This window comes from Methanomicrobiales archaeon (assembly GCA_030019205.1).
Taxonomy (GTDB): domain Archaea; phylum Halobacteriota; class Methanomicrobia; order Methanomicrobiales; family JACTUA01; genus JASEFH01.
The window spans coordinates 23,506-38,925 of the sequence record JASEFH010000014.1 but is presented as its reverse complement, the minus strand read 5'-3'; the positions used below and the strand labels follow the sequence as shown (position 1 = coordinate 38,925).

The window sequence follows — 15,420 nt, the reverse complement described above, 5'->3', positions numbered from 1 at the left end:
GGACCGCCTCCCCCCCTAGAACCCCGCCTCCGCGGCATCGATGGCCGCGTCGATCTGCTTCTGCAGCAGATCGGGGAGACCGGAGATCTTCACGTCGAGGAAACCCCGGATAATGGTTGCCGTGGCCTCCTCCTCGGTCAGCCCGCGGGCCATCAGGTACTCGATGTCCTCCTGCGCGATCTTGCCCACCGAGGCCTCGTGCGAGAGGTCCGTGCCGACGACCAGCCCCTCGATCTCGGGGATGGCGTGGATGCGGCCGTCTTTTAGGATCAGGCCCTTGCACTCCAGGTGGCCCCGGGAGCCTTCCACGGATCCGAGGATGTGCCCGCGGGAGATGATCGTGCCCCCGGTTGTGATCGCCCGGGTGATCAGGTCCGCGCTCGTCCCCCGCGCGGCGAGCACTGCCCGCGAGCCCAGGTCCAGCCGGGAGCCGGGAGCGGCGATGACCAGGCTGTTGAACCGCCCGCTCGCATTCTCCCCCTCCAGGGAGGCGGCCGGGTACATCTGGATGGTCCGCACGGGCTGCATGCAGACGTAGTTGGAGGTGAAGCTGCCGTTCTCCTGAACGATCGCCGCACTCCGCGGGAAGACGCTGATGTTCTTCGCCCAGTTGTGGATCATCGTCGAGGTCACGCGGGCGCCCTTCCCCACGTAGAACTCGGTCACACCCAGGTGGGAGCCGTACACCGCCTGCGTCGAGCTCGCACACCCTGAGATGAGGTGGATCTCGGCCCCTTCGCGGGCGATGACGATGTTGTGGACGGTCTGCACCGGGGACTTCGAGAGGAGCAGGCAGGCCTGGAGGGGGAGGATGGTCTTCGCCCCGGCACTGGCAATCACCACGAGACCCTGCGGGGTCTCCTGCTTTGCCACGAGTTCGGTGTACTTGTCCCTGTCGCGCGGCACCGCCCTGAAGTAGTAGTCCTGCAGCCAGTCGTACTTCTTCAGGGCCGCCGCAAGGGGGATCATCTCGATCCCCTCGTTCTCGCAGGTCGTCTGCAGGATCTCCTGATCCAGCTGGAAGTAACTTCCGCAGCGGCTCTCCATCGAGATATCGAGCCCCGTCTGCTCCAGCCGTCTTCTGTCCTCCTCCGTGAGGGGCAGCCTCTCCCCTACAGCATCTGCTGGCATACCATACACTCCTTGTAGCCGTGCTCTTTTATCATCTTCAGGATCTCGCGGGGGTTGCCGTGGCAGCGGATCTCGCCCTCGCAGAGGACGTGCCCCACGTCGGCCTCGATGTAGTCCAGGATGTAGCCGGTGTGGGTGATGATGAGCCCGCTCTTGGTGCGGTGCAGGATGTGCTTGTCCTTGTCCAGGAGGCGGGCGATGGCGCTCCCCATCAGGGAGATGTTCTCGAGATCCACCCCGCTCTCCGGCTCGTCCAGGAGGAGGCAGTCGGGGTGCTGGACCGTCAGCTGCAGCACCTCGCTCCGCTTGATCTCGCCCCCCGAGAACCCCTTGTTGATGTCCCGCTCCAGGAAATTCTCCATGTTGAGCTCGCGGGCGTGCTCCTGGATCGCGTCCGCGGGCATGTGCGATGTGACGGAGAGGAGCTTGCCGAGCTTGAGGCCGTCGATGGTGGGCGGGCGCTGGAAGAGCATGCCGAGGCCCCGCTGCGCCCGTTCGTGGATGGGCATATGGGTGATATCCTCGCCTTTGAAGAGGATCCGTCCCCGGGTCACGCGGGGACCGGAGAATCCCATGATGGCAAACAGAAGCGTGGTCTTCCCGGAGCCGTTGGGGCCCATCAGCACGTGGGTCTCTCCCTTCCCGATATGCAGGTCGATGTCGTGGAGTACCTCTCTCTCCCCCACGTGAACCCGCAGGTCTTCGATGTCGAGCATATGGAACTCTGGATGTACATGCCCCCTGAAAGATTAAACGTTTTATCCCTTTCCCCGAAAGGGGGCGGAGGGGCGCGCGGAGCAGCCGCACCCCGACACTTTCGCGCCGCACGCCCTGAAAGGACTTATACCTTCCTTCCCCCGTCTGTATGGCATGAACGGAGCAACATTTGTCTACCTGAAGGAGAGAGCCGCACAGTACCGCCCGGTCCGCCGCCGGAGCCAGATGAGCAAGATCAGTTACCTGAAAAGCCGCGAACTCGCCTGCCGGAATCCCGATGGCTATTCTTAAACGGTTCCGCGCCCTACCGGATCCGGGGTAGTACCGGGATGCGGCCCGAGAAGGTGAGGGACAAACCCGCCAAAGAGCGGATCCGGAAGGGCACCAAGGGAGCCAACCAGGCAGTGCCGAGCCCGGAATCCCGCGACATCCTGCCCTTCGTCAACGCCATCGTCTGCGGGGACGCAGTAACTGTTCTCTCCGCCCTCCCCGGCGGATGTGTCGACCTCATCATCACCTCCCCGCCCTACAACTTCGGGCACGCCTACGCCCAGGATCCCCACAGCGATACGAGGGAGTGGAACGAGTACTTCGAGAAGCTGGGCGCCGTATGGACGGAGTGCTACCGCATCCTGAGACCGGGCGGGCGGCTCGCGGTCAACGTCCAGCCGCTCTTCTCCGACTATATCCCGACGCACCATATCCTCTCACGGCAGCTGCTCGACCGGGGCTTTCTCTGGAAGGCCGAGATCCTCTGGGAGAAGCACAACTACAACGCCAAGTACACCGCCTGGGGGAGCTGGAGGTCCCCCTCCATGCCCTACCTGAAGTACACCTGGGAGTTCATCGAGGTCTTCGACAAGGAGACGCACAAGAAGAGCGGTCGCCGGGAGGATATCGACATCACGGACGCCGAGTTCAAGGAATGGGTGATCGCCCGCTGGTCCTTCCCTCCCGAGATCCGCATGAAGCACTACGGGCATCCGGCCATGTTCCCGGAGGAGCTGCCCCGCCGGCTCATGAAGCTCTTCTCCTACCGCGGCGACATCGTCCTGGATCCTTTCAACGGAGCCGGTACCACGACGGCGGTGGCCCGCCGCCTGGGTCGGCGGTTCATCGGCATCGATCTCTCTCCGGAGTACTGCGAGACGGCGCTGCGGCGGCTGCACGCTGCGGACGATCCCGCGGACACCGCCGCCCCGCCGCCGCGGATGTTCCGCTGGGAGGACGGCGGTGGGATCACCGCAGATACGCGGGAAGACTCGCGATAGAGGGGAGGACCGCCTCCGGCACGATGCCGCACTTCTCCGCCGCCTCCCGCCGGTACTTGCCGGTCTGCACCAGGATGCCCTGCATGCCGCACCGCTGGGCTCCCCCCACGTCCGTTACGATGTCGTCCCCGATCATGGAGGTCTCCTCCGCACGGGCGGAGATCTGCCGCAGCGCCTCGGAGAAGAACGCCTCCGAGGGTTTCCCGATCAGGGTTGCCTCTCTCCCGCTCGCGTACTCGAGTGCGGCCACAAACGGCCCGGCGGAGAGCGCCAGCCCCTCCGGGCTCATCCAGTAGCGGTCCTTCTCGAGGGCGAGGATCTCTGCGCCGTCCAGGATCCTGCGGAACGCTCTGTTCATGCTCCCGTAGGTGAAGTTGTCCCCTGCGTCCCCGACGACCACGACGTCCGCACCCTCCCCGGCTGCGATCCCGGCACTCTCGAAGTCCCGGACGACGTCGCCGGCGGTGAGGAAGAAGCACTCCCGAACACCCTGCCGCCGCAGGCGATCCGCGGCCGCCACGGCCGGGGTGAGAATCTGGCGCTCGTCCACGGGAAAACCCATCCCCTGAAGGTGCCTCGCGATGGCCGCCCGGCACTTCCGCGTGGTGTTGGAGACGAACCGATAGCGGTAGCCGTTCTCCTGCAAAAATCCGATGGCCTCCCGAGCCCCTGGCACGGGATCCCGGCCCACGTACAGCACTCCATCGAGATCGATCAACAACGCCCGGATCCCCGTACTCAACACCTCCGTATGAACGCATCCACGAACTTCCTGCAGAGATCCTGGCTCTGCTGCAGGTACCGCTCCGTCTCTCGCAGGATGGCATCGCGCTCGCCCGGCTTGAGATCACGGATCCACCGCCGGATGAGGTCTCCCGTCACCTCCATGTGGAACTGAACCCCGATCGCGGATCCAAGGGTGAACGCCTGGTTCCCGACGGCACTGCCGCGGTAGAGCAGGCGTGCACCCTGCGGAAGATCGAAGGTCTCGCAATGCCATTCGAAGACCATGCAGCGCTCCGGGACGGCGAAGGCGTCCGCCCCGACCCGCTCCACCGCTCTCCACCCCGCCTCCCGTGTTCCGCCGTACACCCGTGCTCCCGCGGCGCCTGCAATCAGCTGGGCACCCAGGCATACCCCGAGCACCGCCCTGCCGCTGCGGACGCAGTCCCGGATGAGCTCCTTCTCCGGCTTCAGGAAGGGATGATCCTGCTCGTCGTTCGCGCTCATCTGCCCGCCCAGGACGATCACGCCGCCGGCATCGAGGGCGGGAACCTCGTTCGTATCGTAGAGCGGGATGCACGCATGCAGTTCTCCCCGCTCCCGCAGGATCTCCTGGATGAGAGCGGGAGGCTCTTCCGGCCCGTGCTGGAGGATGGCGATCATGCAGGAGAGTTAGGCCGCCCGGGAGGATGAACCTGATCGTCGCCGGCAGGAACCGGGACGGAGAACGCGAAAGAGCCTGACCGGTTCAGAGCAACCGCTGCGATTCGCTGGATTGATTAATATTAATTACCTTATTGAGCAATACTACACTGAAGACCAGAGGGTCAGGGAGAGTCCGATGAACCCCGTTGAGATCTACAACAGAACAGGAAGCGAGATCCAGTCGGTATTCCGCTCTCGTCTGCAGATCCAGATCATGCTCTCACTCGGGGAGGGGAACAAGACCCTTGCCGACCTCCGAACCATAACGGGGAGCACGTCGCAGGCTCTTCTTCCCAAGATCCGCAAACTGGAGTCCAGCCGCTTTATCGAAGCCGTGGAGCACGAGTACCGGCTGACGCCTCTGGGGCGGATCGTAGAGGGCAAGATGCAGAGCCTGATCCTTTCCGGTGCGGCGATCAAACGGCACCGCGACTTCTGGACCTCCCACCACCTGGAGGGGATCCCCCTGCCGTTTCTCCAGAGGCTCGGGGACTTGTACAATGCACAGGTGATTGCAGATACCAACGTGGACCTGTTCAACGTCTATGCACATTTCATTCAGCTGGTAACGGAGGGCAGCCGCATATCGATCCTCTCCCCCGTGACGAGCGCGGGCCATTTCGAGGCGATCGCCGCCAAGGTGAGGGCAGGCATCCCCGTGGAGATCATCGTCAGTGCGGATCTGGCAAACAAGTTCCTCTAGGAACCGTATGCAGAAAGCATGCAGGAGTTCCAGAAGTATCCGAACGGAAGACTCTATATCCTGGAGAGTCCCCTGAAGGTGGGGCTTACGGTGACGGATAAGGGGCTGTCCCTGGGTCTCTACAAACCGGATGGCATTGCCTACGATACGACGACGGACCTCTTCAGCTTCGATCCGGATGCCATTCGCTGGGCACAGGATCTGTTCAACTATTTCAAGGAGAGGTCCCGTCGGTTCTCGGCCTAGGCACGATCCGGATGGAGGACGCTGTCCCCTCCGGCATCGCATTCCGGGCATGCATCCGCTCTCTCGAGCGCAAGCGAGTCAAATGGCGACTTTCCGTAGGCGGAGGTCACTTCGCTGATCTGGTAGACGATATTGCCGGTTTCTGTACCAACGTTCGCAATGGAGGATACCATCCTGAAGTTGTCTCCCTCGTATTCTATTCGGATTGCGCCGCCCTCGTTGAATATCGCCGTGAAACGGCCTTCCGATCGAACTCTCCCCTCTACGCCGACGTTCCTGACGAGATCGATTTTGAATGTACCCTGATGCTGTATCTTGTTCCCTTCCCTTCTGAGCTCCAGCAGGTCCACTTCCAGCACGTTCACCGTTATCCCATAGGTTTCCAGCAACCTCTTGTAGAGCGGTGCTATGCCTGTCTTTCTGTTTGCCCGTGAACTGCAGGCCATATGAACCAGGAGCATCTCCATGAGGAGTTCTCCCATGCGGCTCGGGCTGCACTCTTCCATGCACGATCCTCGCTGCATCATGTGAACTGGATATTTTTCGGTTTCGCACCACCGGACAGATGCATCTTCACTCGGGAGGCAATTTTTAACGTACAGAAGAATTGTACGGAGTCTCGGTGTAAATTTTTCACGATAACGAAGATTCATCGCTCCGATGAATATTATTGATCGGAATGAATGTTATTCCCATAGTTTAAAATACATGCATGCCTGTCGAAGCGTACTCTACACCCAGGACCTCCTTCGCTCTCTGGGATGTCCTGGATCTTCTGATGTACAGCTCCGTATACCTGTCCATCGCCGCCGGGGCGATGGTATACGTCTCGTCTATGTTCCAGGGAATGCCGTTCAGTTTCACCCTATTTGGCATCGGGTTCATTATAACGTTTTCGGTCTACAACATGAACCGCAAAACGGACGAGCAGGAGGATTCGATCAACCACCTGCAGCGGTATGCCTTCACGAAGAAGTACGAGAAGCCCCTCTTCTGGACCTCGCTGCTCGGATACCTTCTCGCCTGCGTTCTTGCCGGATTCCACGGGCTGCTGACGGCGGCGGTTGCGGCCATCCCCCTGATGAGCGGCATTCTCTACAGCGTTCCTGTCCTGCCGAAGTCGCTGCCGTACCGGAGACTGAAGGAGATACCGCTTGTCAAGAATCTCACGGTGGCGATCGCCTGGTCAGCCCCGCCGACACTCCTGCCCGTCTATGCCTTCGGCGCCGAACCCACGCTCGTGACCCTCGTCGTGGGCATGTTCTTCTTCTCCCTCGTGTTCATCAACACAACTCTCTTCGATATGCGTGATATCGATGGCGATGCGGCATCCGGTGTCAGGACAGTCGCCGTCCTGCTCGGGTTGCAGAGGACCCGGCTGCTGCTCACGCTCCTGAATGCCCTCTTCGGCATCGTCATCCTCTGGATCAGTCTGGCTGTCATGCCGATCATGCATACCATCCTGCTGGTCATCGCCATGCTCTACGCCCAGGTCTACATCTTCTCCTTTGAGAGGATCAACCTCACCAAGGTCGTATGCGACCTGATGGCCGACGGTCAGTTCATCTGGTTCGGCAGCCTGGTATGTCTCGCGAACCTTCTGGTGGTGGGGTGAGGGGATCCTCCCTCTGATGGCGGAGAGGGGGGGCTGCACACCCCCGGAAACGCCAGGATGGACCTGGTCTCTGAGACATGAAGGCGGCTGGCTGCCTTTGTCTCACCGAGGGGCGCCCCCCTCCGTGCCGCGGCGCCAAATACCCGCCTGTCCCTTCACGAGTTCGCTGTATTCGCCGAGGAGGGCGTTGTACCGGGAGATGCCGGAGAGATACCCGCTCAGGTTGCCGCCCGCGAGGAGGGAGGGCAGCTCCGCCTCCGCGAGTGCGATCTCCGATGCCAGCGCGTCGAGACGGTCCCGGGATGCCGAAAGGCCGGCCTCGATATGCCGGATCTCCCCGCACCTCCCGTAGACGGCGCTCCCGTTCCCCACGCGGATGACGAGGGGTTCCGAGTCCAGCGGGATGCCTCCCGCCAGCGTCCGCGGGGAGACGCCGACAGGAGAACTCTGGGTCGTCTCGATGTAGGCATAGGGGATGCCCCGGTAGCTGCAGCCGGGCCCGGCGACCCCCACCGCCATATGCTCTTCAGGCTCGAAGTAGAAGAGCGAGACGTTGTAGCCCTCCCGGGCCAGCAGCCCGGCGAGCAGCAGGCTCTTGTCGTCGCAGTCCCCGCCCCTGTCCGCGAACGTCTCGATGGGGTAGCGGGGCGGGCTGTCCTGGTTGTCGGTCCTGTAGGGTATCGACTGGGCGAACGCCGTCATCACCTCCAGGTACTCGTCCCCGTCCAGGGCCTTCCGATCCCGGATCCCGCGCATCTGGCCGATCATGCCCGAGAAGAACTCCTCCTGGGCTGGATCGAACATGAACGCCGCGTAGTAGCCCGGCAGCCAGTCCTGCTTCTCCACCGAACCGTAGAGGGTCGCATTCTTGTCCGTGTACTTCGCCCCGAAGTACACGGACGCGTCGATGGGAAGGACGATGCTCTCGATCGAATCGCCGTAGGAGAAGGAGAACGGCGGGACCTGGATGCTGCCCGTCTCGAGCGGAACGACCGCCGGGTAGACGACCCGCTGCGCGGGATACGGAACAGCCAGGGTGCAGCCAGCAGCGGCGATCAGGACCAGAAACGCCAGTACCGCGAGTGTCTGCACGCTCTCTGCCATCCGCATCCCTCGTCCGCACTGCTGCGGCGGAGTCAGGCCACAATTGCACTTCTCATTTAAGAGTGTTTTCCATGACCCTGTTCCCTGTCGCCAGCGGCAGGACGGGTTCCCGGCAGCGACGGGGAAACGCTGCTGTCCGCGGAGGGTTCCCGCCGCGGGGAATGCATAGGGAATGTATATAACCATGGAGGAGGTACTTGCGGTGCAGACCCCTCTGCCCCGAACAGGAGGGGCCGGGCGACTCTTCTGCCGCAGGACTCGCATCGGGCTGCAGCAGGGAGCCGCCGGATCTGCGGGAAGGGCAGGGAGACTGCGTCGCTTCTGGAGAGGAGGAGAATGGCAGATACCGAAAGGATACCGATCGAGGCCCGCTGGAGGATCGCGACCAGATCCGTCTCCGCGCTGACCATGGGCTACGAGATGGCCCTCGAGACGGCGCTCGGCGAGCAGTACGCGGGCATCGTGGAGCGGATATGGCGGGAGCGGGGGGCGGACGCGGGAGTCTACGCCAGCGCCTTTGGCATGCCCGTCAGGAACGCGCGGGAGATCGCCGAGGCGCTGAGAGCCATATCCCGCGTCGTCTACGGCCCGGAATTCGAGACCCGGCTCATGCGGTCGTCCGACGACGTGGCGGTGGTATACACGCTGGAGTGCCCGCTCCTGAACTGCACGCGGGAGATGGGCGGGGAGCCGGAACGGGCATGCACGTCCTGCAGGGCCTTCGCTTCGGCGGCGGTGGAAGGCATGAACCCGGCGTATGCGCTCCAGTTCCGGAGCGGGATGTGCCTGGGCGAGGATCACTGCCAGATGAACATCGCGCGCAGGAGCGCCTGATCGCGCGGGATCCTCACGCCTCCACGCTGACACAGCCCCTCGCACGGCAGTATCCGCGGTGACCGATCCGATACTTTCGCTCCACAGCCCGCACCTACAAGTAGGGAGCGGGTAGCACCGGAACCTGTGGCCATGCGGAGCTTCCCGTCCCCCGATCGCATCAGCCGGCGGTGGCAGGAGAGGATCGAAGCTCTGCAGGAGTACGCGGTGGTCCGTGACGGGAGCGTATTCCGCACCAGTCTCTCGGACTCGTTCCTCTACGAGAGCAGCTACAACGCGGCCCGTCGCCTGAGGGACGACCTGATCCGGGAATGGGCCGGAGGATCACTCGAGGATGCGCTGCCGGGGGATGAAGTGGAGAACGGGGCGGGGAGGTGCTACCACCTGCAGACCCGGGACACCGCGCCGCTTTCGCTCCCCGGGCGGGGCGATCCCAGGAGACGCCTCCTCTCCGATCTCACGCTCATCCACGGCATCGGGCCCGTCACCGCCCGGCGGTTGCAGGGGCGGGGCTACCGCACGATCGAGGATCTCCTGCGCCACCCGCGCTTCCGCGGCGACGCGCGGGCGTTCCTGCAGCGGCTGGATGGCGGGGACGTGCGCGGCCTGGTGCAGTGGATGGCCCGGAGGCGCACGCATCCCCGCATGCTGGACACGTCCCGCCTGCTGGACCCGGAGGAGATGGTCTTCCTGGACCTGGAGACCCTCGGGCTCTTCTCGCGGCCGATCATCCTGATCGGGATGGGGGCGCTGGAGGGCGAGCGGCTGACGGTGCACCAGTACCTGATCCGCGACGTCGCCGAGGAGCCGGCGGCCCTCGCCGCCGCGCTCGCCCACCTGAACGGCGGCGCCCGGGCGCTGGTCACCTTCAACGGAAAGACCTTCGACCTCCCCTACCTGCAGGAGCGGGCGGCGTACTACGGGATCCCGATGGACGCCTGCGGACCGCACTTCGACATGCTCCACTTCTCCCGCCGCCAGTGGAAGGGCCGCCTGCCCGACTGCCGCCTCGCGACGCTGGAGCGGAACCTCTTCAACCACCAGCGCGGAGACGACGTGCCCAGCCAGATGGTGCCGGAGTTCTACGACGCCTACCGCCGCACGGGCAGCCCGGGTCCGCTGATCCCGATCGTCGAGCACAACCGCCAGGATGTCGTCACCCTCGCCCGCCTCTACGCGCGGCTCCTGGAGGCGATGCATGACGACTGACGATCTCATCCGCACGCTCCAGCGGGATCGGCGGTTCCGGGGGCACGTCGCCCACGTCGAGGTTCTGCCGGGGCGCGAGGGGGAGTATGGAACCCTTGATCTCCCCGCCGAGCTCCAGGCCTACCTCGACCGCCGGGGGATCCGCCTCTACAGCCACCAGTGCCAGGCGATCCGCCTGATCCGCCAGGGGGCCAGCATCGTCATCACCACGCCGACCGCCTCGGGGAAGACCCTGGCCTTCAGCCTGCCCATTCTGGAGCGCTTCGCCACCGATCCGCAGGCGACCGCCCTCTACCTCTACCCCACCAAGGCGCTGGCAAACGACCAGCTCAAGGCGATCCAGGAGCTGGAGAAGTTCTCGGGCATCCCCGTGGGGGCTGCCGTCTACGACGGGGACACCCCCGCCGCCCGGCGGCCGAGGATCCGGGAGATCGCCCGCATCGTGATCAGCAACCCCTACGAGCTCCATCAGATCCTCCCCTGGCACCACAAGTGGAGCCGCTTCCTCTCGAACCTGCAGTACGTCGTGGTTGACGAGGCGCACCGCTACCGCGGGGTCTTCGGGTCCAACATCGCACTCCTCATCCGCCGCCTCCGCCGGATCTGCCGCTTCTACGGCTCCAATCCCCAGTTCGTCCTCTCCACCGCCACCCTGGCCAACGCGGTCGAGTTCGCCGGGAGGCTGACGGGCCTCCGCTTCTCCCCCGTCTCCGGGGACGGGGCGCCCCGGGGACGGAAGCGGTTCATCCTCTACAACCCCTGCAGCGATGGTGGCGGGGGGCGCTCCACCCACCTGCATACGCGGGATCTCCTGCTGGCGTGCATGCACGCCGGTCTCCAGACGCTCTGTTTCTCCACCTCCCGCCGCATGGCGGAGCTGATCGCGCGGTGGACGCGGGACGAGCTCCCCCGGGACCGCAGCGGCTGGGTGACGGCGTACCGGGCGGGCTACCTCCCCGCGGAGCGGCGGGAGATCGAGAACCGCCTGAAGACGGGCCAGCTCCGCGGGGTGGTGGCGACCAACGCACTCGAGCTGGGGATCGATATCGGCTCGCTGGATGCGGTGATCATCTCGGGGTATCCGGGCACGATGATGTCGGTCTGGCAGCAGGCGGGGCGGGGCGGGCGCCGACAGGACGACTCGATCGCGATGCTCGTCGCCTTCGAGAACCCTCTCGACCAGTACTTCATGCGGCACCCGGCGTCCTTCTTCGGGCGGCCGCACGAACATGCGATCGTGGACGATAAGAACCCCCACATCGTCGCCGGGCATCTACTCTGCGCCGCGTCGGAGCTCCCTCTCCGCCCCGAGCGGGACGCGGAGTTCTTCCCGGGCTGCGGCGAGGAGACGCTCGCCGCGCTCGAAGGCTGCGGGCTGCTTCGGAAGACCCCCCGCGGATGGGTGTACGCCGGGCGGGGGAGGGCGGTCGACGCGGTGAAGCTGGACAGCGTGTCGGCGGACACCTTCCGCGTGAGCTGCGACGGGCGGCTGCTCGAGACGCTGGGGACGGCGCAGGCGTTCCGCGAGGCCCATCCGGGAGCGATCCTTCTGCACCAGGGCGACTCCTACATCGTGCGGGAGTTCGACCGGGAGGGGCGCAACATCCAGGTGCGGGAGACGGATGCCGATTACTACACGCGTCCGATGAAGTCGGTCGATCTGGTCATCCTGCGGGAGGAGAGGAGGGAGGACCTGGACGGCACCTCCCTCTCGTTCGGATTCGTGGAAGTCACCGAGCAGTACACGGGCTACAAGATCATGCGCCACGACGAGGTGGTGGGGATGGAGCCGCTCGACCTCCCGCCGCTGCGCTTCGAGACGGCGGCGGTCTGGTTCACCGTCCCCGCGGAGAGAGGTCTCGAACTCGCCGCCGCGGGGATGGACTTCGCGGGCGGACTGCACGGGATCGAGCACGCCCTGATCGGGATGCTGCCCTTCCACGTGATGTGCGACCGCCGGGATATCGGCGGGGTCTCGACGACGTTCCACCCCGGGACGGGTCAGCCGACGGTCTTCGTCTACGACGGCGTCGAGGGGGGCATCGGGCTCGCCGAGAAGGCCTACGAGATCCTGGGCGAGATCGCCCGCATGTCAGCGGAGCTCGTGCTGGACTGCCGCTGCGAACGGGGCTGCCCGTCCTGCATCTACTCCCCCAAGTGCGGCAACGACAACCAGCCCCTTGACAAACCGGCGACCGTGCGGCTCCTCGAGGGGCTGACCGTGAGCCTGGAGGGGCGATCCGCCGGCACCTGATCCTCCCCGGACGCCGTTTCCGGTTCGGGTGCCGATTCCCGCGACGAATTCCCACGGGTTTATCTAGGGACAATTCATATAGTATCGCAGGGGAGAAGCGGAATTCCGCATTTTACTGGACAGTTCCGCCTGCAGCAGCCCCGTTTGCGGGAGAGTTCGAAGATGCCCGACAGCGCCCGTGACAGCCCGGAGGTGTCTGTTGTACTGCCGGCCCTCAACGAAGAGGAGACGATCGGCGAGTGCATCGGAAAGATCCGGCGGGTCTTCCGGGACAACGGCATCGACGGCGAGATCGTCGTCTCCGACTCCTCCAGCGATCGCACGACCGAGATCGCCGCTGCCATGGGCGCACGGATCGTCCGCATGGACAGGCGGGGTTACGGCAACGCCTATCTGGAGGCGTTCCGCGCGGTGAGGGGGCGCTTCGTCGTGATCGGGGATGCCGACAACACCTACGACTTCCTGGAGATCCCCCGGCTGCTCGAGCCGCTGCGCAACGGCTACGATCTCGTGCTGGGCTCCCGATTCTCGGGCGAGATCAAGGCGGGGGCCATGCGCCCGCTCCACCGCTACGTGGGGAATCCGCTCTTCGTATGGCTGGTGAACGCGATGTTCGGCACACAGTTCACCGACGTGCATACGGGATTCCGCGCAATCCGAAAGGACGCCCTGGACCGGCTTCCCCTGAAGACCGGCGGCATGGAGTTCGCGTCGGAGATGCTGATCGAGGCGGCGCGGGCGGGCATCCGCATAACAGAGGTTCCCATCGCCTACTACCCCCGCAGGACGCCCTCCAAGCTGCGCAGCTTCACGGACGGCTGGAGGCACCTGCGGTTCCTCCTCCTCTACCGCCCCCTCCCGTTCCTGGCCGGTCCGGGCGCGGTCTTCGCCCTCGCCGGGCTGCTGCTCATGCTGCGGTTCTACCTGGGCGGAGAGGCGGAGAGTCATCACCTGCACTCCTTCATCCTCGGCGTGATCGCACTCGTGGGCGGACTTCAGGCCCTCCTGATGGGCATCAACATCAAGGTCTACTCGATCGTCCACGGCTACGGGGACCGGAGCCGCCTCGCTTCCCGGTTCATGGACTACTACAGCCTGGAATGGCTGCTGGTCCTGAGCGCCGCCCTCATGCTCGCCGGTATCGCCATCGGAATGCTCATCGTGCAGCATTGGGTTGCCCTGGGGTTCGGCCCGCTCGACGAGGTGGCAAACGCCATCATCGCCCTCGTGCTGATCCTCTCCGGGGTGCAGGTGCTCTTCTTCGCCGTGCTCCAGAGCATGATGCTGCTGAACGACCGTGAGAACCCCTGATGATGAAGATCGCCTACGTCTACGACTGCGTCTACCCCTACGTCAAGGGGGGCGTCGAGCGGAGGATCTGGGAGGTCTCTCGGCGGCTGGCGGAGCGGGGCCACGAGGTGCACGTCTACGGAATGAAGTACTGGAAGGGGGCGCGGCGGATCGAGCGGGAAGGTGTGAGCCTGCACGGTGTCTGCCCCCCGCGCCCCCTCTACACGCGGGGAAAGCGGTCGATCTCCGGGGCGATCTTCTTCGGATCGCATCTCCTTCCACCCCTGCTCTCCGATCGGTTCGACCTGGTCGACTGCCAGGCGTTCCCCTACTTCTCCAGTTTTCCGGTCAAGGCGCACTCGTTCCTCAGGGCGACGCCCTTCGTCATCACCTGGCACGAGGTCTGGGGCGACTACTGGCACGAGTACCTCGGCTGGAAGGGCTTCCTGGGAAGGTGGATAGAGTCGTGGGTGGCGTCGCTCTCGACGCACCACATCGCGGTCTCCCCCGCGACGCAGTGGGACCTCTACGATCTGGGGGTGCGGCGGAAGATCGAGGTCGTGCCCAACGGCATCGACGTACGCCGCATCCAGGGGATCCCCGCCGCCGACTCCCCCTCGGACGTGATCTTCGTGGGGAGGCTCATCCCGGAGAAGCACGTCGATCTGCTCCTGCAGGCCCTCGCCATCCTCCGCGAGGCGCTGCCGGACATCCGCTGCGCGATCGTGGGGGACGGACCGGAGAGGGAGCGCCTGATCCGGCTCTCCCGCGATCTGGGGCTCTCGGGATCCGTCAGCTTCAGCGGTTTCCTGGACAGTTCGGACGCGGTGATGGGGGCGATGAAGGCCTCGAAGGTCTTCGTGCTCCCCTCCACGCGGGAGGGGTTCGGCATGTCCGCGCTGGAGGCGATGGCGTGCGGTCTTCCGGTGGTCACGGTCGATCATCCGCAGAATGCGGCGCGGATGCTCGTCGACGGACGGAACGGGCTGCTCTCCTCGCTCTCTCCGGAGGATCTGGGCGAGAAGATCCGCATGGCGCTGGATGCCCCCGCGGCCGTCCGGGCAGCGTGCCGGGAGACGGCGCAGAAGTACGACTGGGACGCAATCGTCGGGAAGCTGGAGTCCGTGTACAACGGGATCGCCGCAGCGGACCTGAACCGATAGTCCCTGCACCTCTCTATGCGGGAATCCGGCCGGTCCCGGGCGAAGGGGGGCGGGCGGGATCGAAGTCCGATGGCAAAGAACCACGATCCGACACCTGTTCTCCCAACAGGCCCAATCGCACCAAGGTGGCGGGAGGGGCAACCAATTCCTGCCCGCATGACAGGTACACACTCCAAGATGCCAAGCCAGCGCATTCCGAGCTCGGACCCGGGGAACATCCATATCGGGCTCCCTCCAATCCAGGCCTATCGCACCTTGAGGGGGCGCGCCCCCACCCCTGCCGTACGATAGGGCCTCACCCCGGACCCCCTCGAGGTCTCCTTCTTCCCGGCCCCGGGGAGATGACCTCCCCCCCTGTTCCATTTCAGTCCGACTGTCCGGCATCGCCAGACTGTATTCCCCTCTTAACCCCCATGCACGGGACTATCGAACGGAAAGAGGGGATTCATCAATTC

16 protein-coding genes are annotated in these 15,420 nt (G+C 64.7%); 10 read left to right on the top strand and 6 right to left on the bottom strand.

Going from position 1 to position 15,420, the window contains the following annotated elements:
* Positions 1-15 precede the first annotated feature (15 nt).
* Positions 16-1,131 (bottom strand): SufD family Fe-S cluster assembly protein, encoded by a 1,116-nt coding sequence (locus QMC96_08675; GenBank protein MDI6876829.1) that lies wholly within the window; start codon positions 1,129-1,131, stop codon positions 16-18.
* On the bottom strand, positions 1,113-1,847 hold the full coding sequence (locus tag QMC96_08670) for an ABC transporter ATP-binding protein (GenBank protein MDI6876828.1): 735 nt from the start codon (positions 1,845-1,847) through the stop codon (positions 1,113-1,115). Before QMC96_08670 ends, QMC96_08675 begins: the two co-directional genes overlap by 19 nt.
* A 154-nt stretch (positions 1,848-2,001) precedes the next feature.
* Between QMC96_08670 and QMC96_08665 the strand changes: the two genes are divergently transcribed.
* The gene (locus QMC96_08665; protein ID MDI6876827.1) at positions 2,002-2,139 is read left to right on the top strand and encodes a hypothetical protein; all 138 of its coding nucleotides are present in this window, start codon (positions 2,002-2,004) and stop codon (positions 2,137-2,139) included.
* 38 nt (positions 2,140-2,177) lie between these two features.
* Positions 2,178-3,119, top strand: a complete 942-nt coding sequence (locus QMC96_08660) for a site-specific DNA-methyltransferase (protein ID MDI6876826.1) — start codon at positions 2,178-2,180, stop codon at positions 3,117-3,119.
* Here QMC96_08660 and QMC96_08655 read toward each other — a convergent pair.
* Both QMC96_08655 and QMC96_08650 read right to left on the bottom strand, forming a co-directional pair.
* Positions 3,088-3,864, bottom strand: coding sequence for a TIGR01458 family HAD-type hydrolase (locus QMC96_08655; GenBank protein MDI6876825.1), 777 nt, complete (start codon positions 3,862-3,864; stop codon positions 3,088-3,090). The genes QMC96_08660 and QMC96_08655 overlap by 32 nt on opposite strands.
* Complete coding sequence (locus QMC96_08650; protein ID MDI6876824.1) at positions 3,858-4,505, bottom strand: type 1 glutamine amidotransferase; 648 nt, start codon at positions 4,503-4,505, stop codon at positions 3,858-3,860. Before QMC96_08650 ends, QMC96_08655 begins: the two co-directional genes overlap by 7 nt.
* A 178-nt stretch (positions 4,506-4,683) precedes the next feature.
* On the opposite strand from QMC96_08650, the gene QMC96_08645 reads away from it, so the two are divergent.
* Together QMC96_08645 and QMC96_08640 are read left to right on the top strand one after the other, a co-directional pair.
* Complete coding sequence (locus QMC96_08645) at positions 4,684-5,250, top strand: winged helix-turn-helix transcriptional regulator (GenBank protein MDI6876823.1); 567 nt, start codon at positions 4,684-4,686, stop codon at positions 5,248-5,250.
* Between the two features lie 18 nt (positions 5,251-5,268).
* Positions 5,269-5,496, top strand: a complete 228-nt coding sequence (locus QMC96_08640) for a DUF1724 domain-containing protein (protein ID MDI6876822.1) — start codon at positions 5,269-5,271, stop codon at positions 5,494-5,496.
* Here the strand turns inward: QMC96_08640 and QMC96_08635 are convergent.
* On the bottom strand, positions 5,493-6,002 hold the full coding sequence (locus QMC96_08635; GenBank protein MDI6876821.1) for a hypothetical protein: 510 nt from the start codon (positions 6,000-6,002) through the stop codon (positions 5,493-5,495). The two genes, QMC96_08640 and QMC96_08635, sit on opposite strands and share 4 nt — an antisense overlap.
* A 206-nt stretch (positions 6,003-6,208) precedes the next feature.
* Between QMC96_08635 and QMC96_08630 the strand changes: the two genes are divergently transcribed.
* On the top strand, positions 6,209-7,111 hold the full coding sequence (locus tag QMC96_08630) for a UbiA family prenyltransferase (GenBank protein ID MDI6876820.1): 903 nt from the start codon (positions 6,209-6,211) through the stop codon (positions 7,109-7,111).
* 102 nt (positions 7,112-7,213) lie between these two features.
* Here QMC96_08630 and QMC96_08625 read toward each other — a convergent pair whose 3' ends face one another.
* Positions 7,214-8,215: a hypothetical protein gene (locus tag QMC96_08625; GenBank protein MDI6876819.1), complete on the bottom strand. Its 1,002-nt coding sequence runs from the start codon at positions 8,213-8,215 to the stop codon at positions 7,214-7,216.
* Positions 8,216-8,551: 336 nt separating this feature from the next.
* Between QMC96_08625 and QMC96_08620 the strand changes: the two genes are divergently transcribed.
* From QMC96_08620 to QMC96_08600, 5 genes are all read left to right on the top strand, one after another.
* Complete coding sequence (locus tag QMC96_08620; GenBank protein MDI6876818.1) at positions 8,552-9,049, top strand: hypothetical protein; 498 nt, start codon at positions 8,552-8,554, stop codon at positions 9,047-9,049.
* Between the two features lie 132 nt (positions 9,050-9,181).
* Positions 9,182-10,258, top strand: coding sequence for a ribonuclease H-like domain-containing protein (locus QMC96_08615; GenBank protein MDI6876817.1), 1,077 nt, complete (start codon positions 9,182-9,184; stop codon positions 10,256-10,258).
* Positions 10,248-12,512, top strand: a complete 2,265-nt coding sequence (locus tag QMC96_08610; GenBank protein MDI6876816.1) for a DEAD/DEAH box helicase — start codon at positions 10,248-10,250, stop codon at positions 12,510-12,512. The genes QMC96_08615 and QMC96_08610 overlap by 11 nt, the downstream gene beginning before the upstream one ends.
* A gap of 162 nt (positions 12,513-12,674) precedes the next feature.
* Positions 12,675-13,823, top strand: a complete 1,149-nt coding sequence (locus QMC96_08605) for a glycosyltransferase (protein ID MDI6876815.1) — start codon at positions 12,675-12,677, stop codon at positions 13,821-13,823.
* Complete coding sequence (locus QMC96_08600; GenBank protein MDI6876814.1) at positions 13,823-14,965, top strand: glycosyltransferase family 4 protein; 1,143 nt, start codon at positions 13,823-13,825, stop codon at positions 14,963-14,965. The genes QMC96_08605 and QMC96_08600 overlap by 1 nt, the downstream gene beginning before the upstream one ends.
* The last annotated feature ends 455 nt before the right edge of the window (positions 14,966-15,420 follow it).